General features: G+C 39.5%; 19 protein-coding genes. 9 read left to right on the top strand and 10 right to left on the bottom strand.

Translation table 11 applies throughout. The features are described from left to right. Positions 1 to 75 precede the first annotated feature (75 nt). Complete coding sequence (locus F975_RS05040; RefSeq protein ID WP_004750991.1) at positions 76 to 1,431, bottom strand: amino acid permease; 1,356 nt, start codon at positions 1,429 to 1,431, stop codon at positions 76 to 78. A gap of 244 nt (positions 1,432 to 1,675) precedes the next feature. On the opposite strand from F975_RS05040, the gene F975_RS05045 reads away from it, so the two are divergent. Then, on the top strand, positions 1,676 to 2,017 hold the full coding sequence (locus F975_RS05045) for a zinc ribbon domain-containing protein YjdM (protein WP_004750994.1): 342 nt from the start codon (positions 1,676 to 1,678) through the stop codon (positions 2,015 to 2,017). Positions 2,018 to 2,039: 22 nt separating this feature from the next. Then, complete coding sequence (locus tag F975_RS05050) at positions 2,040 to 2,948, top strand: polyprenyl synthetase family protein (protein ID WP_004750996.1); 909 nt, start codon at positions 2,040 to 2,042, stop codon at positions 2,946 to 2,948. 38 nt (positions 2,949 to 2,986) lie between these two features. Here the strand turns inward: F975_RS05050 and F975_RS05055 are convergent, their stop codons facing one another. From F975_RS05055 to F975_RS05070, 4 genes are all read right to left on the bottom strand, one after another. Beyond that, entirely contained in the window at positions 2,987 to 3,841 is an 855-nt protein-coding gene (locus F975_RS05055; protein WP_004750999.1) for an SPFH domain-containing protein, read from the bottom strand. A 2-nt stretch (positions 3,842 to 3,843) separates the two neighbouring features. Continuing rightward, positions 3,844 to 4,329 (bottom strand): NfeD family protein, encoded by a 486-nt coding sequence (locus F975_RS05060; RefSeq protein ID WP_004751001.1) that lies wholly within the window; start codon positions 4,327 to 4,329, stop codon positions 3,844 to 3,846. A gap of 98 nt (positions 4,330 to 4,427) precedes the next feature. Continuing rightward, entirely contained in the window at positions 4,428 to 5,348 is a 921-nt protein-coding gene (locus F975_RS05065; RefSeq protein ID WP_034425755.1) for a patatin-like phospholipase family protein, read from the bottom strand. Between the two features lie 74 nt (positions 5,349 to 5,422). Beyond that, entirely contained in the window at positions 5,423 to 6,043 is a 621-nt protein-coding gene (locus F975_RS05070) for a 1-acyl-sn-glycerol-3-phosphate acyltransferase (RefSeq protein ID WP_004751005.1), read from the bottom strand. 589 nt (positions 6,044 to 6,632) lie between these two features. On the opposite strand from F975_RS05070, the gene F975_RS05075 reads away from it, so the two are divergent. The 3 genes from F975_RS05075 (at position 6,633) to F975_RS05085 (ending at position 12,096) form a co-directional block, all read left to right on the top strand. After that, positions 6,633 to 8,060 (top strand): DcaP family trimeric outer membrane transporter, encoded by a 1,428-nt coding sequence (locus tag F975_RS05075; protein ID WP_004751007.1) that lies wholly within the window; start codon positions 6,633 to 6,635, stop codon positions 8,058 to 8,060. 2,012 nt (positions 8,061 to 10,072) lie between these two features. Continuing rightward, positions 10,073 to 10,747, top strand: a complete 675-nt coding sequence (locus F975_RS05080) for a DNA-binding response regulator PmrA (RefSeq protein WP_004751009.1) — start codon at positions 10,073 to 10,075, stop codon at positions 10,745 to 10,747. A gap of 14 nt (positions 10,748 to 10,761) precedes the next feature. Continuing rightward, on the top strand, positions 10,762 to 12,096 hold the full coding sequence (locus F975_RS05085; RefSeq protein ID WP_034425758.1) for an ATP-binding protein: 1,335 nt from the start codon (positions 10,762 to 10,764) through the stop codon (positions 12,094 to 12,096). Here F975_RS05085 and F975_RS05090 read toward each other — a convergent pair. Both F975_RS05090 and F975_RS05095 read right to left on the bottom strand, forming a co-directional pair. Next, positions 12,091 to 12,882 (bottom strand): BUD32 family EKC/KEOPS complex subunit, encoded by a 792-nt coding sequence (locus F975_RS05090; RefSeq protein WP_004751013.1) that lies wholly within the window; start codon positions 12,880 to 12,882, stop codon positions 12,091 to 12,093. The genes F975_RS05085 and F975_RS05090 overlap by 6 nt on opposite strands. A 161-nt stretch (positions 12,883 to 13,043) precedes the next feature. Continuing rightward, on the bottom strand, positions 13,044 to 14,231 hold the full coding sequence (locus F975_RS05095; RefSeq protein WP_034425760.1) for an ammonium transporter: 1,188 nt from the start codon (positions 14,229 to 14,231) through the stop codon (positions 13,044 to 13,046). 276 nt (positions 14,232 to 14,507) lie between these two features. Here F975_RS05095 and F975_RS05100 point away from each other — a divergent pair, with 276 nt between their 5' ends. Together F975_RS05100 and F975_RS05105 are read left to right on the top strand one after the other, a co-directional pair. After that, the gene (locus tag F975_RS05100) at positions 14,508 to 14,867 is read left to right on the top strand and encodes a YidH family protein (RefSeq protein WP_004751017.1); all 360 of its coding nucleotides are present in this window, start codon (positions 14,508 to 14,510) and stop codon (positions 14,865 to 14,867) included. Between the two features lie 212 nt (positions 14,868 to 15,079). After that, positions 15,080 to 16,105, top strand: coding sequence for a hypothetical protein (locus tag F975_RS05105; RefSeq protein WP_004751019.1), 1,026 nt, complete (start codon positions 15,080 to 15,082; stop codon positions 16,103 to 16,105). A 71-nt stretch (positions 16,106 to 16,176) separates the two neighbouring features. Here F975_RS05105 and F975_RS05110 read toward each other — a convergent pair whose 3' ends face one another. The 3 genes from F975_RS05110 to F975_RS05120 all read right to left on the bottom strand — a co-directional run bounded on the left by F975_RS05110 (position 16,177) and on the right by F975_RS05120 (position 21,287). Then, positions 16,177 to 16,848 carry an HNH endonuclease gene (locus F975_RS05110; RefSeq protein ID WP_004751021.1) on the bottom strand — a complete coding sequence of 224 codons (672 nt, stop codon included), beginning with the start codon at positions 16,846 to 16,848 and terminating at the stop codon, positions 16,177 to 16,179. 3 nt (positions 16,849 to 16,851) lie between these two features. Beyond that, positions 16,852 to 18,315, bottom strand: coding sequence for an AAA family ATPase (locus F975_RS05115; protein ID WP_004751023.1), 1,464 nt, complete (start codon positions 18,313 to 18,315; stop codon positions 16,852 to 16,854). 65 nt (positions 18,316 to 18,380) lie between these two features. Next, complete coding sequence (locus F975_RS05120) at positions 18,381 to 21,287, bottom strand: valine--tRNA ligase (RefSeq protein WP_034425763.1); 2,907 nt, start codon at positions 21,285 to 21,287, stop codon at positions 18,381 to 18,383. 147 nt (positions 21,288 to 21,434) lie between these two features. Between F975_RS05120 and F975_RS05125 the strand changes: the two genes are divergently transcribed. Both F975_RS05125 and F975_RS05130 read left to right on the top strand, forming a co-directional pair. After that, complete coding sequence (locus F975_RS05125) at positions 21,435 to 22,127, top strand: hypothetical protein (protein WP_004751027.1); 693 nt, start codon at positions 21,435 to 21,437, stop codon at positions 22,125 to 22,127. A gap of 8 nt (positions 22,128 to 22,135) precedes the next feature. Continuing rightward, entirely contained in the window at positions 22,136 to 22,939 is an 804-nt protein-coding gene (locus F975_RS05130) for an SDR family oxidoreductase (RefSeq protein WP_004751028.1), read from the top strand. The last annotated feature ends 11 nt before the right edge of the window (positions 22,940 to 22,950 follow it).

Raw genomic sequence — 22,950 nt, forward strand, 5'->3', positions numbered from 1 at the left:
GCGGAGCAATAACTTTTTAAAAATACTCAGAAAATCAGGTTTTGATGAGATAATACGGTCTCTAACCCATTTTCCTTAAGATTTTTTAGCAGCAAGCATTTTAAAGAGCATAAACATCAGCGCAATCCAAATCGGAAGCATAATCACAGACTCTTTAAAGCCTTGCATCCACATGATGTAAAGCACAACCACGATAAAAGCTAAAACAATATAGTTGGTGATCGGGTATAACAATGAAGGATATTTAGTTTTAATTCCTTCGCTAATCATTGCCTTTTTAAATTTCAAATGGGTCAGTGCAATCATTGCCCAGTTCAGAACCAAAGCCCCAACGACAATATACATGAGGTGACCTAAAGCATCCTCAGGAACAAAGTAGTTCAATAACACACAAGCAAAAATCAGTAGCGCTGAAAATAACACGGCAGGAATTGGCGTACCTTGTTTATTGACTTTCAGGAACACTTTTGGTGCATTGCCTTGTTCTGCCAAACCAAACAACATACGGCTGTTGGCATACATGCCACTGTTATATACAGAGAGCGCTGCTGTTAAAATAATGAAGTTCAGAATACTCGCAGCCCAGCCAATACCTAACTGGCTGAAAATCATCACGAATGGGCTTTTGTCTAAACCACCAAGTTGTAGTTTGTCCCAAGGCACAAGTGATAATAAAATCGTGAGTGAACCGACATAGAAAATCAGAACACGGAAAACCACCTGATTAATCGCTTTCGGAATGGTTTTTTCTGGTTGCTCAGCTTCTGCCGCTGCCATACCAATCAGTTCAATTCCACCGAAGGCAAACATGATAAAGGCAAGCATGTAAAATAGACCACTAAAGCCTTTCGGGAAGAAACCACCATGGGTCCATAGATTGGTAACCGTTGAACCTGAGCTTGGGGCAGCTGTGACTAATAATACAATTCCGAAAATAATCATGGCAATTACGGCTGTGACTTTAATAATTGCAAGCCAGAACTCGGATTCGCCATAGAATTTGACATTGCCTAAGTTGACTAAGGTAATGACAATAAAGAAGAAAAGCACCGACACCCACGCAGGGATAAATGGCCACCAGTAGTGAATATATTTTGCAACGGCTGTTAATTCAGACATTGCCACTAAAATATATAAAATCCAGTAATTCCAGCCTGTTAAAAAACCTGGAAAATTTCCCCAATACTTATACGCAAAATGACTGAATGAACCTGTCGTTGGTTCATGAACAATCATTTCCCCGAGTTGACGCATAATTAAAAATGCAATTAAACCACCAATTGCATAGCCTAAAATAATCGATGGCCCAGCAGATTGGATGACTTGTGCGGAACCTAGAAACAGACCCGTACCAATTGCACCACCCATTGCAATCAGTTGGATATGTCTGTTTTTTAAGCCACGCTGTAATTTCGATGACTCGTTACTCAAAATGGTATGCTCAGTAATCCACAAGATTGTGTATTGTAATAGATTGCTATAATTTAGCCTAGCCTTATGAATGACTGGTTGATGTGCAACTTTTGTATGATAACTTTTTGAAAATAATAAATATTTTTTGATTAAAAATTACTCTATTTTCAATCTTGGTTGTGTATTTTGCTGAGATCGCTCAGATATTTTTGAAAAAAAACAACAATCAGGCGATAATGCTTTTTATTTTGAGATGATTAATATGACAATTCCTGCTTGTCCAAAGTGCCAATCTGAATATACCTATGCCGATGGTGAATTATTGATTTGCCCAGAATGTTCTTATGAATGGAAAGAAGGCGAGGTAGCTGCTGAACAAGCTGAGCAAGTTGTCGATGCACATGGTCAAGTCTTGCAAGATGGCGACAGCGTCACTGTAATTAAAGATCTAAAAGTCAAAGGCTCATCATTAGTCGTCAAAGTTGGTACCAAAGTGAAAGGTATTCGTTTGCTTGCTGATGCGAGTGATGGTCACAATATCGATTGTAAAATCAATGGTATTGGAGCGATGAAGCTTAAATCAGAATTTGTTAAAAAAGCGTAATTTCAATATATCCGAGGCAGGTGTGTCAATAATCGCATCAATATCTGCAGACGTTTTAAAATCTGCACAGCAACAAATTCAACAGGATTTAACGCAAGCATTAGATGCTTTTGCACTGCCTGAGCCTTTAAAAGGTGCGGTGTATCATGCTGTGATGTTAGGTGGTAAGCGTGTACGACCTGCACTGTGTTATGCAACTGCGGCGTTACAACCGCATATGCATTCTGCAGCAGTACGTCGTGCGGCAGTTGCAGTTGAATTGATTCATTGTTATTCGCTGGCACATGATGATTTGCCGTGTATGGACAATGATTCTTTGCGCCGTGGACAACCGACGTGTCATGTTGCATTTGGGGAAGATACTGCTTTACTGGCGGGCGATGTGTTGCAGTCGATGGCCTATGAAGTGCTGGGCAGTCGCCTGTTTGATACAGGCGTAGCAATTGAACCCAGTGTCGTCTTAAAGCAAATGCAGATTTTAGCAACAGCCAGCTCGAAAATGGTTTGCGGTCAGGTGCTTGATTTACAAGCTGAAGGTAAAAAAGTTAATCAAGATGCTTTAGAAGATATTCACCGTAACAAAACAGGTGCGTTGATTCAGGCTGCAATCATGATGGCGGCAGTGACGATTTTTAAAGGTACAGATCCTGCAATTCCACAGTTGCGTCAGTTTGGACAGTCAATTGGTCTGGCATTTCAGGTACAGGATGATATTTTAGATGTCACGGCTGAAACTGAAGTCTTGGGTAAAACGGCGGGTAAAGATCTGGAAGTTGAAAAATCAACTTATCCTGCGCTTTTAGGTTTAGATGCTGCACAAGCTTATGCACAGCAATTGCATGATCAGGCGCTACAAGCTTTAAGCCATTTTGGGGAAGATGCACAGCAACTGCATGCGATTACCCAGTTTTTACTGGCGCGGCAACATTAAAAAAAGCGGCTTAGCCGCTTTTTTTATTTTTAAATCAATTATTTTAAAGTACGTCCCATAATGCCACGAATGGTATTCAGTACATCGGCTGGCAGTACCACAGTTTTGGCATTGTTGGATTTTGCCATATCCTGCATCGCTTTAATGTACTGTTCACCAAGTAAATAAGACACAGGAATTTCCTGTTCGCCGATTGCAGAACTCACCATGGCAATCGCTTTTTGCGAAGCCTCTGCCAAAACCACTTGTGCTTCAGCATCGCGGCGTGAAGCTTCTAAACGTCCATCCGCTTCTAAAATGGCAGCTTGTTTTTCACCATCGGCTTTGGTGACGGTTGCACGGCGCTGACGTTCTGCCGCGGCTTGCGCTTCCATAGCAGCCTGCATTGTTGTAGAAGGTTGAATATCCTGAATTTCTACAGTTTTTAAGGTGATGCCCCAGTCGGCAATATCATCGGAAATTGCAGCTTTGAGCTTAGCTTTAATATGATCACGTGACGACAAAGCATCATCCAGATCCATTTCACCGACAATTGAACGCAAGGAAGTTTGCACCAAATTCTGAATTGCGATATTAAAATTTTCAATACCATAGACTGCTTTTTCAGGTGTGGTCAGGTTGATGTATGCCACAGCATTCATCATTAAAACGGCATTGTCACGGGTAATGACTTCTTGAGAAGGAATGTTGAGAACAATATCTTTGGTTGTGACTTTATAAGCAATATCATCAATATACGGAATAATGATACTTAAACCTGGCCCAAGAGTCGTATGGTATTTACCTAAGCGTTGCACGATCCATTTGTTGCCTTGTGGAACAATCCGTACGCCTTTAAAAATAGTGACTGCAACAAAAGCAAGAAGTGCTAAAACAATAATACTTGCGTTCATTATTATTTTCCTTGTTGTGAAGAGGAAGGATTTGAAGAATAGCGTTGTACCAGCAGGTCATTGCCTAAAATATCAGTCACAATAACGCGATCACCGACCTGTACATTGGATGCAGTGCGGCATACCCATTCATCTGCGCCGAGTATAGGTAAGGAAAACCGTACTTTGATTTGCTCGTGATTGAGCCCAGTCTGAATCACCATACCAATTTGCCCGATGGTGGCTTCACGGGGTAAACCAGCCTTGGTTTTATCAATTGACAAAGGTTTTATAAATTTAAACCAGAGTATGGTGCATAAAATTGATAAAACAGTCCATGTAACGACTTGGGTGGCAAAGCCCATCCACGGAAAAATCCAATATAAAATACTGACTATGATTGCAGCGAGACCAAACCAAATCGCTGCAAAAGTGGGTATAACCAGTTCAATCAGCATCAAGCCAATGCCCAAAACAAACCAGTGCCAAGGTTCCAACACAATCTGCATAAGTTGTCTCTATTTATTGGTTTTATGTGCAAAAATCACATCAGTTACTCACTAATGTAGCAGATGATATTGCTAAAAAATATGTTTATTGGGTGTTTTTAGAAACGTGGGCGTGGAGCAGGTCTTAGAGCAGCGGGTGATTTTTTAAAGTTGGCAATTGCTGCTTCTATGGCAGGAATCTTCGCTTGTGCGGCTTGTTCGCCTTCTAAAATTGCATTTTGGCTAGAACTCAAATCAAGCACACCCAAATTGCCGACTTTAGGCTGAATCACTACAGTAGCTTGTTGTAATTCCTGTTGAATGCTTTGTTGACCCATAATGTTAATGGTTTGATCAAGTAGACCAAACATGTTGCCTGCGCCAGTTTTACTTGGACGTGCAGAAATATCAACTGCAATCACAATATCTGCGCCCATGCTTTTTGCAGTACTGACGGGAATAGGGCTGACTAATCCGCCATCGACATACTTCACGCCTGCAATGGTTGCGGGTACAAATACGTTAGGAATACTACACGAGGCGCGAACAGCCTGACCGACATTGCCACGAATAAACTCGGTTTTTTTACCATTGTCGAGGCGTGTTGCTACAGCCGCAAAGCGGATCGGGAATTGCTGGATGGGCTTATTACCCACATTGGCATTAACGTAATCTTGAAGTTTTTGCCCCAGTACAACACCTTGACGGTTAAAGGTTAGATCACGTAAGTCCGACTCTTTGAGCTGAAAAGCCAGTTGTTGTAATTGATAAGGTGTTTTGCCACTTGCATATAGGCTGCCCACAAAGCTGCCTGCGCTGGTTCCCGTGACAATTTTGGGTCTGATTCCATGTGATTCGAGTACTTTAATCACGCCAATATGTGAAAAACCCTTAGCTCCACCACCGCCTAGGGCAAGTGCAATAACAGGTTCGCGTGGCTTAAGTGTTGGAAGTGTTTTTTTAGAACTTGTTGTGTCACATCCCAATAGTCCTGCACCCAATAGGGCAATGCAGGACCAGCGTGTTATTTTAAGTATCATATAATCAAATGTTATGTGCATGAAAAAATGGGAGCGCTTATATCAGCAAATTTTTTAGATATTGACCAGTATTTTTACAAAAGTTTGCGTAAGGGTTCAGACAGCCATTCAAGGCGTTTTGGATAAAATTGCCCTTTATAGTGGGTTAATATTTTTTCTAAATCCTGCTCGTAGTCACCACTCGGTTGCGCTGCACCTAAGCAGCGTAAAACTTTCTTTTGATAATCAAGTGCAAACATAACAATTGGCACATTTGCGCCTGTGGCAATACGGTAAAACCCAGTTTTAAGGTTTTGGGCGTGTTTACGCGTGCCTTCAGGTGCCAGACCAATCCAGATTTTTTCTCTGGATTGCATAATCTGAATGGCTTGTTCAGTAAAACCGCTCTTGCTGTTACGCTGAATAGGAATGACATCAACTTGTTCAAGTAGTGGTTTGAGCGGTGTTTTAAATAATGATGCCTTACCTAAAACCGAGATTTTAACCCCTAAACCCAAAATCCCGATCAGAGCATACCAAGCATCATAATTCGATGTATGCGGCATGAGAATCGCGACCCCTTTGGGTAGGTCAGGAATTTCGCCTTCAAAACTCCAGCCTTGTAAAAATAACAATTGGCGAAACCAAGCACGGCTATTTGCTGTACCACGTGCAGGTAATTGGGGAGGTAGATTCGGAAAATTTTTGGCTTGCATATTGGTCGTTCAATGCCATTTTGACAAGAATGCATTGTAAACTGATGTGCCCATCATGGTTGTACAAATTGTAAGTCTTGAGTTTAATCCCACTACACATACCATTTGGTATATGCAATAGTCTGGTTGAATAACAACCGTTCACTTGTACATTTTTAACGACAAGGGTTCTTGATAGAGTTTCACTTTTTATGCATTTTAGTTCTGATTTTTCTCAGTCATCGTCCTAGTTGTTACTTTTTTGGCAGTGTTTTGGAGTTATCTGTAGAGTTGTATCGAGAATATGGTTATTGATTTTTTAGATGGATTTTCTATTCATTAATTAGAGATAAAATTTTAATTACGAGTAAGTGTTTAAAAAATGTGCAAAAAATTAAAAAATTACATTTTTCTTTTGATCAGAGTATTGGAAAAAAAAGTATTTAAAGTTATTTTTTGTGTAATTCTACGACTTAAGCTGTATAGAAATATATTGAATAAGCAAGGAAGATTAAATTTATTAAGGGATTGTCATAATTTTGTTACTTTAGTTTGGAATAGTAGCGATACTTTCAAAACAACAAGTTTTTTTTATTGGATGGAGAATACTGTGGTCAAGGTAAAAACATTAGCACTTTCAGTCAGCGCAGCTTTAGCGTTGGGCGCAATGGGTTCTGCTCAAGCAGCAACAACAACACAACAAGTTGCTGACTTAAAAGCACAAGTTGCAGAACTTCAGCAAATGGTTCAAAGCCTTTCTAGCCAACAACAGCAACAAGCAGTGCAATTGCAACAACAAGCAGAAATTGCTGCAGCTAAACCAGCACCAGTTGCACCAATGGCAGCTAGCACTAAACCAGGTTGGATCACACTTGCAGATGGTCAAACTCAGCTTAGAGTTTATGGTAGCGTTCGTGCAGACAGCACTTATGACACTAAAGGTGGAAACTCTGATACCACAAGTATTACCAACAATACAAACAAAGTACCTTTAAATTCTGCAAATGGTACTCGAAATAACCTGAACGTATCTGCTGCAACTTCACGCCTTGGTGTTGATGTTGTTCGTCCAACACAATATGGCGACTTAACAGGTAAACTCGAAGCTGACTTTATGGGCAGCAGCAGCACAAATGGCGATGGTTCATTCCGTGTGCGTCATGCTTACCTTTCTTTGGGTAAATGGTTAGTCGGTCAAACCACTTCTCCATTCGTTAACGTTGATACTATGCCTGAAACTGTTGACTACAATGGTGCAATGGGTGGTGGTACAAAACGTAACGTTCAAGTACGTTATACTCAACCAATCACTGCTAATCAAAAAGTGTTAGTTGCGTTGGAAGGTGGTGATGTTGATAAGTTAAGTACTGCGGGTACTGCAATTACTGCTGGAACAACAACTACATCTTCAGGCGGTAACCGTTTACCTGCATTAACTGCACGTTATGACATTGCTACTGCCGATAAAAAAGGTTTGTTGCAAGTTCATGGTATGTTGCATGAAAACCGTATTTCTGCTGCAACAGCAGCAACTAATGCTGGTTATAACATTGACGAAACCAAGTTGGGTTGGGGTGTTGGTGTAGGTGGTAAATATAGCTTTACACCAAATGATACTGTATTTGCTAACTACTATCACCTAAAAGGTGATAACCGATATATGTTCTTCCAAAATGATGCATATGTTGCTTCTCGTGTTGGTACAGATCTTTATATCGGTGAATCTGAGTCTGATTCTGGTTTGCTCGGTTACTCGCATAAGTGGTCACCAAAATTCCGCTCAACTGTAGCAGCTGGCGCAATTTGGTATAAAAATAGCGATACTTATGCAAACTATGCAAAAACAACAGCTTCTCAAACTTTGAACAAAAGCTTGTATAACATTATTGTTAACAGCTTCTACTCACCTGTTAAAGACGTAGATTTAGGTGTTGAATACACTTATGGTCAACGTGAAACATTTGCAAGCAAAACTGCACTTGTAGACAACAAGGGTGATTACTCTCGTGTAGGCTTAATGGCTCGTTATAACTTCTAATTTAACGAACACGAACCTAATGCTTTAAAACCGTAGCCGAATGGCTGCGGTTTTTTATTTTTGGGTGCATAAATTTATTGGTTTAGCCTAAAAGGTATAAGTGACGGGTCTCAGTTTGAATGATGTATTTTTTACTGCTGAAACCATGGTCTTATATATGCTATAACTTGAAGAAAAATTGCGAGTTGAGCATACAGCATAAGCTCATAATCTATTTTGAATCTCAACTTAACTAGCTATTCACAAGGCTTGAAATGGCTACTTTAGGTTACATGCTTACTTTTACCGTGAAATCCTACAAGGTGTACTCCAAAATCCAAAAAATTTACCTATAGTTTTTATCATGGTTTTAGATCCTGCATTTCTAGCTATTGAACAATAAAGATCAGATATATTTTAAGTGTGAAAATACTCAAATTAAGAATAAAAATAAAATAATCAATGAATTGAATTAGTTTTAAAAAAACTGATATTAGAAAGTTTTTAGCAGATTAAGAACACTGTATTCATTATTATTAGGGAATTACGTGCCAAGCAACTGCTACAAATCAAAATGTAAAATCTGTTTTAGATATAGAGTTTTTAGTACGAATAATAATCCTCAAGTATAAATGCAAGATTGCGTGACGAAGAAGCTAATGAAGCCTATACCATCCAGATGTATTTGTACTGCTGAAAATATCTAGCAATAGTCTAGCCCGAAATGTAGAGCAGATCTTGAAAGAAGAGTGCGATTATGTATGAAAGATATGCGCTAGATTCCACAATAGAAATATCAACACAGCACGAATTATTCTTACGCAATATTGTTTATTTGAGAGTGTACATTTTACAGGAAAAGCCCTCTTACTTTAACAAGGCTAGATGTCAATAGTTATTGTTTAAGTGTTTTTTAAGTTAGTCCTTATACATTGCAATTTCCATATGGAAGAATAATTAAGCTGAATTTGTAGGTTAGTTTAAAGCCAAATTCTAGCCAATCAACTTGAACTGTTTGAAGTCGTGCTGGTTTGAGTGTTAAGGCTTTATTATTCTGCAGGGGTAAAATTTTTAGGGCACTAGAACAGAAAATGGTCGACTGTCTTATTATTGGTGATTACTGGATGTACGGCGTATTTTGTTAGACCTATCCTATAAGGAGAATGTTCTCCGAACGAATTCAGAATATGATGCAAACAGGTCACATTAGTCATTCTGTCATCATTTTTTCGCTAGACAAAATTGAGATATATCTCAATTGCGTGTAAGAAAAATAAAATAGGTTTATGAAAGTCGCTTATGCAAGTATTTGCTGTGACTCGGTTTTATGAAAATTATTCCTATAGGTATAATTTTCGATAACTGCTTAAGAAAAAAGACTTGAGGTTTGCTTTGGAGAAAGACAAGGATTGTAATCGGCTTGATTATTGCAGTTAGTGTGGTTGATTTAAGTGATCTTCACTTTAGTTGTTGTTTTGTGGGCATTAGAAGTTAAGTCTCTACGCTTACCGAATAACGAGTTTGGCGCAGGATTTAAACTATTGGACAACATAGATAGATCCTTAAGCCATATTCAAGTGATTGCTCAACATCAGTTCAGATCGCAATGTCCTTGTGATTTAGAAGTGTGAATGAGAAAAATTGCTCAATCGTGATGATAATAGTATTGTTTATATTCATCATATTTGAAGTGATTGATGTTGTAGCTAACCATGATAAGTATCAAACAGGTTTTTGGTATTTATCGAACTATAGTGAGCCACGGCTGAAATTCTTTGTATATGCATAGTGCACGATATACTTTAGTACCATTCCTACAAATTCATAGTTTCGGGATGATGTGGTTTTTTCAGAGTGGTGCAGAAACAAATACGTCGTGTGCTTGTTATATAACAGCAGTAACAAAAAGTGAGCATGATAATGTGCTTCCAACTTTGTTGAAGTTGTTGGATATTGACAGTCATGTTATCCACCCCGAATTAAATATGTTGGTGTAGTGTGCCAACCTGTAAATTGTAATTAGAGTGCATCGAATGTCGAAGATCTTAATAATTGAAGATGATTTTATGATTGCAGAGTCCACCATTACCCTGTTGAAATATCATGGTTTTGATGTTGAATGGGTCAACAATGGTGTTGATGGTCTGGCAGAATTGTCTAAGCAAGCGTTTGATATCGTGTTGCTTGATCTTGGCTTGCCGATGATGGATGGCATGCAGGTTCTCAAGCAGATTCGCCAACGGACACAAATTCCAGTTTTGATTATCTCGGCACGGGATCAGTTAGAAAATCGTGTAGATGGTTTAAATCAAGGTGCAGACGATTATCTGGTGAAACCTTATGAATTTGAGGAGCTATTTGCGCGTATTCAGGCATTGTTGCGCCGTGCGGGTATTGGCGTAAAAACTAGCACCAATGATAAGGTGTTGATTAATGGTGATTTGGTGCTCGATATTGAGCAGCACATTGCCAAGCTTAATGGGCAAATCATTGAATTATCGAATCGTGAATGGGCAATCTTAACGCCACTCATGACACATCCAAATAAGATCTTTTCCAAGTCTAATTTGGAAGATAAGCTGTATGATTTTGACAGTGAAGTCTCTAGCAATACCATTGAGGTTTATATTCACCATTTGCGTGCCAAACTCGGGAAAGATTTTATTCGTACGATCCGTGGCTTGGGTTATCGTTTAGGGCATAATTGAGTTCAAATATAAGAATGCAAAAAGCTAAGTCTTTAGGATCAAAACTAGTTGTTCTCACATCGCTGCTGAGCGTAGTGATGGCATGTATTTTGATGTTTTCGACTTATCATATTGCGCTTAAAGAATTGACCCGAATACTCGATACCCAAATGCAGTTCTTGGCAAGGCGTGCGACCACATTTAATTTAAAAAGTACTCATAGCAGCTTTAATCTTGACCATGAATATGAGCGCCAAGAGCTGTTTATGGATATTTGGTCGTATGATGATGTGAATCAACTCAAAACCAATCAGCTACTTGTCCCTCGAGTCAGCAAGGCGGGTTTTTATCAGCATGAAACTGATAATGGCACATGGTATACCTATGTGTTACCAACGCCGAAATTTCAAATTCAGGTCAGTCAACATGAGCGTACCCGACAAGTTCTAGCGTTAGAGTTGGCGGGCAGTATGGTGCTGCCTTATATTCTGATTATGCCATTTGTGCTGTTTATTATTTTCTGGATTATTCGGGGAAGTCTGAAACCGCTGGATGATCTGAAAAGTGAACTGGCGCAGCGCGATTCCAATGAGCTTACTCATATTCAGGAAGAACAGTATCCAATAGAACTGTTACCTGCAATTCACGAAATTAACTATTTGTTTGACCGTATTTCTAAAACTCAACAGGAACAGAAACAGTTTATTGCCGATGCTGCACATGAACTGCGTACTCCGATTACCGCATTGAATTTGCAAACTAAAATTTTACTGCGTGATTTTCCTGAAAATACGGCATTGATTAATTTAAGTAAGGGCTTGGCGCGAATTCAACATTTAGTCAGTCAGTTATTGGCACTTGCCAAGCAGGACGCCTCGCTCAATATTTTGGAAATGTCGAAGAAATTTCGCTTAAACGATGTGGCATTAAATTGTGTCGAACAGCTGATGAATCTGGCGATGGAAAAAGACATTGACCTAGGCTTTGAGCGCAATGATGAAGTTATTCTCCAAAGTTATGAGCCGACGGTGCATTCCATTATTTATAACCTGATTGATAACGCCATTAAGTACACTCCAACACAAGGGGTGATTAATATTGCCGTATATCCAGATCAGCAGCAGCAAGTTGCGTATATTTGTATCGAAGACAGCGGCCCTGGAATTCCACAAGAGCAGTATGAAGACGTGCTCAAACGATTTTATCGAGTACATCACCATCTGGAAGTGGGCAGTGGGCTAGGGTTATCGATTGTACAAAAAGCGATTCAGCATGTAGGTGGAACATTGAGCTTCGACAAAAGCTTGGAATTGGGAGGCTTAAGAGTTTTGGTCAAGCTACCGCTTCGCCTTCCAACACTGAACTCATGATAAAGTGGGGGTGAGGTTTTTTAAGAAAATCAGGAAAATTTTCATGCGTTTACCATCATTTCCTGTTCTTTCTACACCTACGCTATTCAGCCATCCAAAACGACGTCCAACTTTACTGAGTTGGTATAAAATGTCTTGGCGGTCTTTGAGTGCTTGCTTGACCAGCTGTTCCATCACAGGGCGTTCCTGTTCATTGAAGCGAAATGCCGTAGAAAAAAGTAAACAGAGCCAGTCACGTGCCTGACAAATTTCAAGATCAAGTGTTGTACGTGGGTCAGTTTCAAAGTCAATAAAAGAAATATGTTGCTGACTATCAATCAAAATGTTGCGAGCAAAGGCTTCACTTAAATAACCATTTTGGGCATGGATCTGTTTTAAAGCATGAATTGTTACTTCAAACAAATATTTGCGTTTTTTAAAGTCAGATTCACGTGCCAGGGCGTGATCAAGTTGCATCAGTTGTTGATCGTCATTGGCAATATCTTGAATAAGCAATCCAGAGTCGGATTCGGCAAGGACTTTGGGAACTGCAACACCAATTTTTTCGAGTTGGCGAATACGTTTTGCCTCACAATGAATGGCATCTGCGCCACCATAGTTCGGTACAGGCGCCAAAATTTGTATATTGATCAGTTTGGAAAGCCATTGAACGGGTAAATAGAGCCACCAAGGATGACGTTTTGATGCCTTCTTGAGCCATACTTTTAAACCATCAATCACATACGGTTGAATCGATTGGTTTTGTGTGAGTGCAGTATGTTCTAAGAACTCTTGATATTTTTGCATGCAAAAAACGACACCTAATTTAGGTGATATACGAAAACAAATTGGAATGAAAATGTAGCTCAGTTTGCAAAATAAGTATAGAAATATCTTTTAAAATATTCTGTTTTAGATTGAAAATAAAAGGCAGGATGAACCTAAAATAAGTTCATCCTGTCAAAGACTTAGAATTTACTTTCTTCAGCATTTGCCGAAATTTTATGAATGGATAAATCCGCACCACGGTATTCATCTTCTTGGGTCAAGCGGATTCCCATGGTGACTTTAAGTAAACCATAGACGCCAAAACCACCCGCTAGCGCAATCACAATCGCCAGTAGTGTACCAATCATTTGTGCAATAAAAGACACGCCACCTAACCCGCCAAGAGCAGTTTGCCCAAAAATACCTGCAGCAATGCCTCCAAATGCACCACAAACACCATGCATTGGCCAAACACCGAGTACATCATCGACTCTGAGTTTGTTTTGGGTGTAGGTAAATAGCTGTACAAAGACAACTCCTGCAATCCCGCCAATCAATAGTGCTCCGACAGGATGCACGATGTCTGAACCTGCACAGATGGCAACCAATCCTGCCAATGGACCATTATGCAAGAAGCCTGGGTCATTTTTACCCATATAGTTCGCGGTAATTGTGCCACCAACCATTGCCATGAGTGAATTGATGGCAACCAATCCTGAAATGGCATCTAAACGTTGGGCGCTCATGACGTTAAAGCCAAACCAGCCGACCATTAAAACCCATGAACCAAGTGCTAAAAATGGAATCGAAGACGGTGGGTGAGCTGCAATCGCGCCATCTTTACGGTAGCGTCCATAACGAGCGCCCAGTAAAATCACGGCAGCAAAGGCAATCCAGCCGCCCATGGCATGAACAACAACTGAGCCAGCAAAGTCATGAAAACTCGCACCAAAAGTATGTTGTAACCAGTTTTGGAATCCTAGATTGCCGTTCCAGATGAGTCCTTCGAAAAATGGATAAACTAAGCCGACTAACAATAAAGTGGCGATTGCTTGTGTGCGCATTTTTGCACGCTCTGCAATCCCACCCGAAATAATAGCTGGAATGGCAGCAGCAAATGTCAGTAGAAAGAAACAGCGCATCAGGTTGTAGCCATGTTGTTCTGCAAGTACTTGACCCGAATGGAAAAAGTGTTGACCATACGCGATGTAGTAACCTACAAAAAAATAAGCAATTGCAGAAATGGCAAAATCTGACAAGATTTTACTCAGTGCATTGACCTGATTTTTATGTCGAACTGTACCCAATTCTAGAAACGCAAAGCCAGCGTGCATGGCAAGAACCAGAACTGCACCGAGCAATAAAAATAAAATATCGAAATTTTGCATCATGATCGCTTAAAAATAGTGCTAATTTGGAAATATGCACAAGTATAGCGATGCCTGTTGCACCAATATAGAAATGATTGGATGGAAATTCTAATGATAACAATGCAAAAGCAGCTAAGACTCGATATAAAGCAGTTTTTGCACTAAAACAGAAAAAAAGCACAAAAATAGTGCTTTATTGAAGATGCTTCGTCAAAAGGAAGGCGGTGCTTTACAAGAATATCAGAAATGAATAAAGTGAAATAAGTCATAATTATAGATATAACAAAGGATAAAATGTCTGATTTAAAAGATCCACGTGTGCTTTTAGCTTTAGAACGTACCTTACTGGCTTGGAATAGAAGTAGTTTGGGGTTAATTGCGTTTGGTTTTTTATTGGAGCGTTCAAGTTTGCTTATACACGTGCTTGAATCGACCCAAAACTCGCCTAAAGTCGCATTAAGCAAATGGTTTTCTGTATTGATTGTCCTCTTGGCAGTAGTGATCAGCCTTTTTTCAATACGCCAATATAAAGTTGCTTTGAAGTCGTTAAACCCTTTTGAAATGATTGTTGGTTATCGAACAGATTTACCCGTAATGTTAGGCTTGATTAACATCTTATGTGCAGCGATGCTCTTTGTGATTTTTTTCGTATAGCGATGGCTGGGTATGTTGAATTGCACTTTTATTGTTGATGTGTTCGCAGATTTTAAATCTTCTCGTTAAAAGTTAAAACGAGGTGAAATCGTATTGTAATCGGGGTATTTGAAGCGTTCATAAAGAGATTACTTCAACGAATGCAATGAGCCGTACTGCTGCGTTGCCTCTGCAATCTTGCTATAGTGCTGGTTTTGCAAGTTTGATTGGCGATGACCACTGATCTAAAGATAAGCGTACAGAAAAAAGCTGAATTTTCCCCACAGCAAAAAAAGCTCAATCGCCTGATCGACAAAATCGAACAGCAAAAAATCAGCCTTGCTAGTTGGAAAAATGCTCAGGATGAGATTCAACAACACACGCGACAAAAACTCTGGCCTGTCTATGCAGAACTACATACTGTCCTGTTTCAGCAACTTGAACAGCTCTGGAACATGTTACACAGCCACGAATTTTCCAAAGCAGAAGTGCAGCAACTCGATGAGAAAATTGCCAGTCTTGCCAAAATGTTGAAGCACTCGAACACATTGTCTGCTGATCAGAAAACTCAGGCCGCTAAAATCAACACTTTTTATCAGCAAGTTGCAGCGCAATCGACCACTAAAAAAAGCAAAAAACCGCAAAGTGTGAGTCTCGAGCATCAGGAAATTCCTCAGCAAGATGAGTTTGAGATAGAGCAAGACTTTGAACAATATGCCGCTGAGCAACAACAGGCACGAGAACAAGCCAAACAGCAACGTCTACAACAAAAACGAGAACAAGCCGAGCAAATGGCAGCGCAGTCGCTCAAAATGGTGTATTTAAAAATTGCTGCGATGATTCATCCTGACCGTGAACAAGACGAGGCGAAGAAACAAGAAAAAACTGAATTGTTCCAACAGGCGAATCAGGCGTATGAACAACAGGATTTGTTTTATTTGTTGAAAATGCAGTTACAGCTTGAGCAGAACAAGGGAGTGACTTCAAAAGAATTAACTTCTGAGCAAGTAAAGTTTTATCAATTGGCTTTGGATGCTCAAAGTCAGCAGCTTGAAAGCCAAATGAGTGAGATTTTAGAGTCTTTTTATTTTGGTAATAAAAAAGTCAAAGCTGAGCATGTGCATATAAGTGATGTCTATAAAGCCATAGATGCCGATTGTGCTGAGTTAAAGCAGCAATTGAAGTGGGAAAAGGAACGCTTAAAGCATATGAAAAAGGTGAGTGGAGTGGAGATGTTGTTGGAGCATGGGGTTTTGTAAACTTTTAAAAGCCACTCTCCCTTTGCGCAGCAGTGCTGCTCATCTCCTAAAAGGAGAGGGATTAAAAGTATTTAAAATACATTACCAACAATTTTTGAAAGATCATCATCTCTAGTGATAGCCCACTTCCAAAATGCAGAAAATGGAAATTCCTTATCACACATAGCTTTTAGTTGTTCAATAATTTCGGCTTTAGCTTTAGAAGTTAAGGGTAAATCAGGATAAAGTAATTTATTTTTCAAAATACACCATTGAATTTGGTATTTTTGGATTTCTTTTATTAATGAATGTCTACTTATACCTCTTAATGCAGTATTGGTTTCATTAAAGCATCTATCAAGAAGATCAATAGTTGATGAAATCTCTAAACTATTTGGTAGATTTCCTAACTGTACCGTTACTTTATGAGCTTCGTTATTGACAAGAGGGCAATGTAATTCAATTGCTTGCGATACATCAATTGGTTGGCAGCAATCCAAAATATTTATATGTATATCACCTTTGATGCTATTACATCTTACACAAGCATAAAAAAGGTTATGCCAGTCATATTTTTTTGTTTCATTACCTAAATGTGGGTCACGATGTTCGATATTTACATCAGGAAATCCTTGTCTCTCACATAGATAACATTTAGCAAAGAATATATCTTGTAGTTCTTCAACTACATCAGCAGCGCGATAGTCTTTAGTAGATTTTGTTAAGCTTTTAGGAAATTCACTCGGTCGTTCAACAGAAAACATGAATTAATTGCCCTCATGTTTTAATTTGGCAAGTTTATTTTTGGCAACCATATACTGTAGTTGCAGTTCTACAGAAAGCTTATCAAAATCTTTATTAATATTTCTCAAGGTTGATTGAATTTTATCTAAATTTTGAAGTGGAATTTCAGATTCAATGAATTGAACTAGTTGTTCAGATAACTTCTTCAAGTTTTCAGTTTCATCTTGAACATGGAATAATTCTTTTATAATAGATTCATGTGAATAGAGGCTCAAATCCTCTTGAAAAAACTCACCATTTGAAATGTCATAGACTACAGTATCGTTATCTGTCGAAGTAATAACGAAAGGCGAATGCGTACTTACAATAAATTGTATTTTAGGGAATGCATTAATTAAAAATGGGAGTACTTTCTTTTGAAGAGAAATATGTAAATGAACATCAATTTCATCAATAATGGCTATGCCAATTAATTCTTCGGGAGCAACTTCTTGAAATTGTGCACGTACTAATAAGTTGGCATAAATATTAAAAATAGCTTTAAAACCTGACGACAGAGAATCAAAAGAAAATGAGATATCTTTATCTTTTTGAATAATTAAAACTTGATCTCCTTTTTTTGTAAAAGAAAGTTCAATAGTGGGGTTTTCCAAAATAGTTTGAAGATCTTTTTCAATTTTTAAAAACCATCTTTCTATTTCATTTGTATCAAAAAACCTGGTACTAAGAGCACCTTCATTATGCTCTTGGGGTTCTCTAAACTTTATTAAATTATAAAAAGCCATTCTTTGATCAACTAAAAATGCTTCTAATGCATCTTCTACATCATGTTTCTGTTGGTTGTTTTTAAAGCTTTCAAAACTTTGAAAAACTGTCATTGTAAATAGGTTAGAACTAACCCTTGATGATTCAAAGTAATATATGTTTTTAGAGTGATTGATAGGATAAGCACTAATTCTTTTAGTATTTGTTAAATAGTTGTCTATTAATTTGATTAGTGAGTTATAAAAGTTATCTATGTGGTGTGGATTGTTATAGTAGTAATAATTTTCTAAAATTGAATCGGGGTTCTCAATCTTGAGATGCTCATATTGTGTAGTACTATCCGTTTTTAGGAAGTAGGACTTTTTCTTTTTATTAAAAAATTTATATTTATTAGAGATTAAATTTTGTATATCTAATAAATGGTTTTTATAATTGATTTCAGAGTCATAATTATTTCGAAACTTATTTATATTTTTTATTTCTTGATTTTTAAAGTTGAGAGATAAAGGGTAATTATTTATTCCTTTTTTAAGAAGTTCTGAAATTTGTTCACGAAGAATCTCTTGTATGTGTGACTCTGTATTTTTATCTTTTTCTAATTCTGTTCGTAAATCGTTTAAGAATCTTGTTTTTCCAACACCATTTTTACCTGTAATAATTAAATGTCTTTGATTTAGATGAATTTCACTATCATTGTAGATAATTATATTTATGTAGTTCATTTTAAAAATAAAGAGCTGAATAATCAGCCCTTTATATTATAGATAAAATCAGAGGCTTTAAAGAATTAAAGCGCCGCAATCTGTTCCATATTCGCTTTAATCTTAGCTAACTGGTCAGCAAACTCAGCCAGTTTCACTTTTTCACCTTCAACCACAGCCGCAGGTGCTTTCGCCACAAAACCTTCATTTGCAAGTTTAGTCGCAATTTGGTCATGCTGCTTTTGCACTTTGTCCAAGTCTTTTTGTAGGCGACCAAGTTCCGCTTTCGGGTCAATTAAACCTTTCATTGGAACAAATACAGACACGTGACCCACAACAGATGAAGAAGACAATGGTGGTTGCTCAGCATCAGCCAAGAAAGTAATGCTTTCAACTTTAGCTAAGGCTTTAAACAATGCTTCAATACGCGTGATCTGTGCTTTTTCAGCATCAGTAGTGTTTTGAAGCAACACTGGTAATAAACGTGCATTACCTAAGCCCATTTCACCACGGATGTTACGAACAGCACCAATCAAACCTTGTAACCACTGCATGTCCGCTTCAGCTTGCTCATTGATTTTCTCTTGAGCAGGCAGAGGGTATGCCGCAGTCATAATGGTTTCGCCTTCAATACCGAGCATTGGTGCAAGGGTTTGCCAAATTTCTTCAGTTAAGTACGGCATAATTGGGTGTGCTAAACGTAAAGACGCTTCCATTACCGCCAATAACACGCGACGAACTTCCGCTTTACGCTCCTCAGATACTTCAGCATCGTTCAATACTGGCTTGGTGAGTTCTACATACCAGTCACAGTATTCATTCCAGATGAAGTCATAAATTGCTTGTGCAGCCAAGTCTAAACGGTAAGTCGCAAAGGCTTGCTGAACTGCTTGTTCTGCTTTTTGTAAACGGCTGATGATCCACTGTTCAGGTAATTCCCAAAGATCAGGACGAGCGGTTTGACCAACCGTTTGACCTTCAACATTCATCAACACGAAACGGGTTGCGTTCCAAATCTTGTTACAGAAGTTACGGTAACCTTCAACACGTTTCATATCGAACTTGATGTCACGACCTGTGTTGGCAAGCGCACAGAAGGTGAAACGAACGGCATCTGTACCGTAAGCTTGAATACCTTCTGGGAATTCTTTACGGGTCGATTTTTCAATCTTCGTCGCTTGTTTCGGGTTCATCAAACCAGTGGTACGTTTTTGTACGAGGGTTTCAAGGTCTACACCGTCAATCAAGTCTAATGGGTCAAGTACGTTGCCCTTAGATTTAGACATTTTCTGACCTTCGCCATCACGTACCAAACCATGTACATAGACAGTTTTGAACGGAACTTGTGGCGTACCATCTTCATTCTTCATGAAGTGCATGGTCATCATGATCATGCGCGCTACCCAGAAGAAGATAATGTCAAAACCAGTCACCAACACATCAGTTGGGTGGAAGGTATTGAGGAAGTAGTTTTCAGCATCTTTGGCTTTGTCGCCAGTCCAACCCAAAGTTGAGAAAGTCCATAGCGCAGATGAGAACCAAGTATCCAATACGTCTTCATCTTGGTTTAATGCAACATCAGCAGGAATGTTGTTGTTGGCACGGACTTCCGCTTCGTCACGACCCACAAAGACATTGCCTTGAGCATCGTACCAAGCTGGAATACGATGACCCCACCATAATTGACGTGAGATACACCAGTCTTGAATGTTGTTCATCCAAGCCATATACATGTTGCTGTACTGTTCTGGTACAAACTTGATGCGACCATCTTTTACGGCTTCGATTGCAGGTTCAGCCAGTGGCGCAATTTTCACATACCATTGGTCAGTCAATAATGGTTCTACAATCACGCCTGAACGGTCACCGCGTGGTGGTTTCAAGGTATACGGTTGAATTTGGTCTAACCAGCCTTCAGCTTCAGCTTGTTCAACCAGTTTCTTACGTGCAGCAAAACGCTCTAAACCAATGTAGTCTGCTGGTGCAGCGATGGTTTTAGAAATTTGCTCACCCGCTTTGGCGATGTATTCAAACTCAGCCAACACTTCAGCATTTTTGTTGAAGATGTTGATGATCGGCAATTCACAGCGTTTACCCACTTCATAGTCATTGAAGTCGTGAGCAGGGGTGATTTTTACACAGCCTGTACCGAATTCTTTATCAACATATTCATCTTTAACGATTGGAACTGCACGCCCTGTAATCGGTAGGATGATGTTTTTGCCAACTAACGCTGCATAACGCTCATCATCAAGGGCAACCGCAACCGCAGTATCACCCAATAAAGTTTCAGGACGTGTGGTTGCAACCACGATGTAATCTTTACCATCATGCGTGCGTAGTGATTTATCTTCAAAGAAGTATTTGAAGTGCCAGAGTGAACCTGCTTCTTCTTTATCTGACTCAACTTCAAGGTCAGAAAGAGCCGTTTGTAATTTAGGATCCCAGTTTACTAGGCGTTTGCCACGGTAAATTAAGCCTTCTTCGTGTAGTTTAACGAAGACTTCTTTTACGGCATTCGACAAACCTTCATCCATGGTGAAGCGTTCACGTGACCAGTCTACAGATGAACCCAAACGACGGATTTGGCGGGTAATGTTACCGCCAGACTGTTCTTTCCATTCCCAGACTTTTTCAATGAACTTTTCACGGCCCAAGTCATGACGGCTGATGTTTTGTGCACCAAGCTGACGTTCTACCACCATCTGGGTTGCAATACCCGCGTGGTCAGTCCCTGGTTGCCATAAGGTGTTTTTACCTGACATACGGTTGTAGCGGGTGAGGGCATCCATAATGGCATTGTTAAAACCATGACCCATGTGCAAGTTACCAGTGACGTTCGGTGGTGGAATCATGATACAGAATGAATCCCCTTGACCTGATGGCTTAAAGTAGCCTTTGTCTTCCCAAGTCTTGTACCATTTTTTCTCGATCTCGGTAGGATCGTAGGTTGTAGCAATATTCTGAGCGGAATTCGCAGTTGCGTCAGTCATAGTTAACAGATCAAAAGTGCAAAAAAATTGGCTCCATTGTAGCAAAAAAATCCACAAGATTAAGCTACAAAGCGTCGGCAATCTGTGGCATATCATGCGACAATATCCAGTTAAGCGATAAATTGGATGCTTGAAGCAGGATTTTTTATGGGGTATGTGGTCAGTTTGCAGGTCAACCCGCAAAGTTATGCACAATTTTTAACGTTACAACAGCAACTTAATGCCGCAACCAAGCAAAAGCTGGCACATGAGTTGGGGCAACTACTTGCCGATGTTGCGGTGCAAATTATTCAGCAAGTGTTTGTAGATTTATTGACCCAACAAAAGCAGCGTGTGCAACGTCCCGAAGGGCATAAAATTGCTGAAGAGTCCGAAAAAGTCGTGCAGCATGTGCTGGATGCCTTAAAAAAATATTTGCCGTGGTCAGTGGCATTGCTCAGTAATACGCGCTTGGTTGATATCGTTAATTATTTTGCGAAATGTATTGTCTTGGAACAAGATCAGGTATTTTTACGCTATCCTGTAACCGATACCTTGGTTGATCAAGTTTTAACATTGGTTCAAAAGATTCAGGCAGGCGATGCCAGCCAGATTAGCCCTGCATTTCATGCACTGACTGAAATTATTGATCAGGGCGTGACGCATTTAATTCGTGTTCCCAAAGAAATGCTCCATTTTAACTTTGTGGTGGATAAAACTTTAAATGGCGTCATACAAATGACCACACATATGGGCTATAAGCGTTTACAGGGCTTAGGCAAGGAAGTTGATTTGCACGTTGCACCTTATTATATCGATCATTTCCTGAAATTTTTGATTCGTGATGGACATACAAAATAAGGCAATTTATGAAAACACAAAATTTGCAAGATCAGGTGGTTTGGATCACAGGGGCATCTTCGGGAATTGGGCAGGCTTTGGCGATTGTCTTTGCCGAGTTAGGTATGCAATTGGTTTTGTCTGCACGTCGTGACAGTGAGTTACAACGGGTAAAAGCCTTGCTGGCAAACCAAGAGAAGCATATTTGTATTCCGCTGGATATTACCAATGCCATGCAAATTGAGCAGGCGCTACAGCAGGTCTTGGCAGAAAAAAGCAGAATCGACTGGTTGATCAATAACGCAGGTTTAAGTCAGCGTGCTTTAATTCAAGACACGTCCATGGACACTGAGCGCAAGATTATGGAAGTAGATTATTTTGCTCAAGTCGCTATGACCAAAGCTGTTTTACCAACGTTGCTCAAGCAAAAGTCGGGACGTGTGGTATTTATTTCCAGTGTCGCAGGGCTGATTGGAACTCAATATCGAGCCACGTATTCGGCTGCCAAAGCTGCGATTCATATGTGGGCAAACAGTTTGCGTGCCGAGGTTGCCGCACAGGGAATTCATGTTGCAGTCGTGTTCCCTGGTTTTGTTAAAACTAACGTGTCGCTAAATGCTTTAACAGGAAATGGCGAAGCACAAGGTTTCCAAGACGAAGCGATTGAGCAAGGCTTAGATGCAGATGAATTTGCTCAGCAGACAGTCAAAGCCTTGCTGCAAGATCAGGAATATATTGTGATTGGCGGCAGAAAAGAAAAACTGGGCGTAATGTTGTCACGTTTGTCACCATCCATACTGTATAAACAGATTCGTAAAGCGCAAGTGAAGTAATAAAAAAGCCC

The organism is Acinetobacter brisouisimilis (assembly GCF_000368265.1).
In the GTDB taxonomy this organism is placed as follows: domain Bacteria; phylum Pseudomonadota; class Gammaproteobacteria; order Pseudomonadales; family Moraxellaceae; genus Acinetobacter.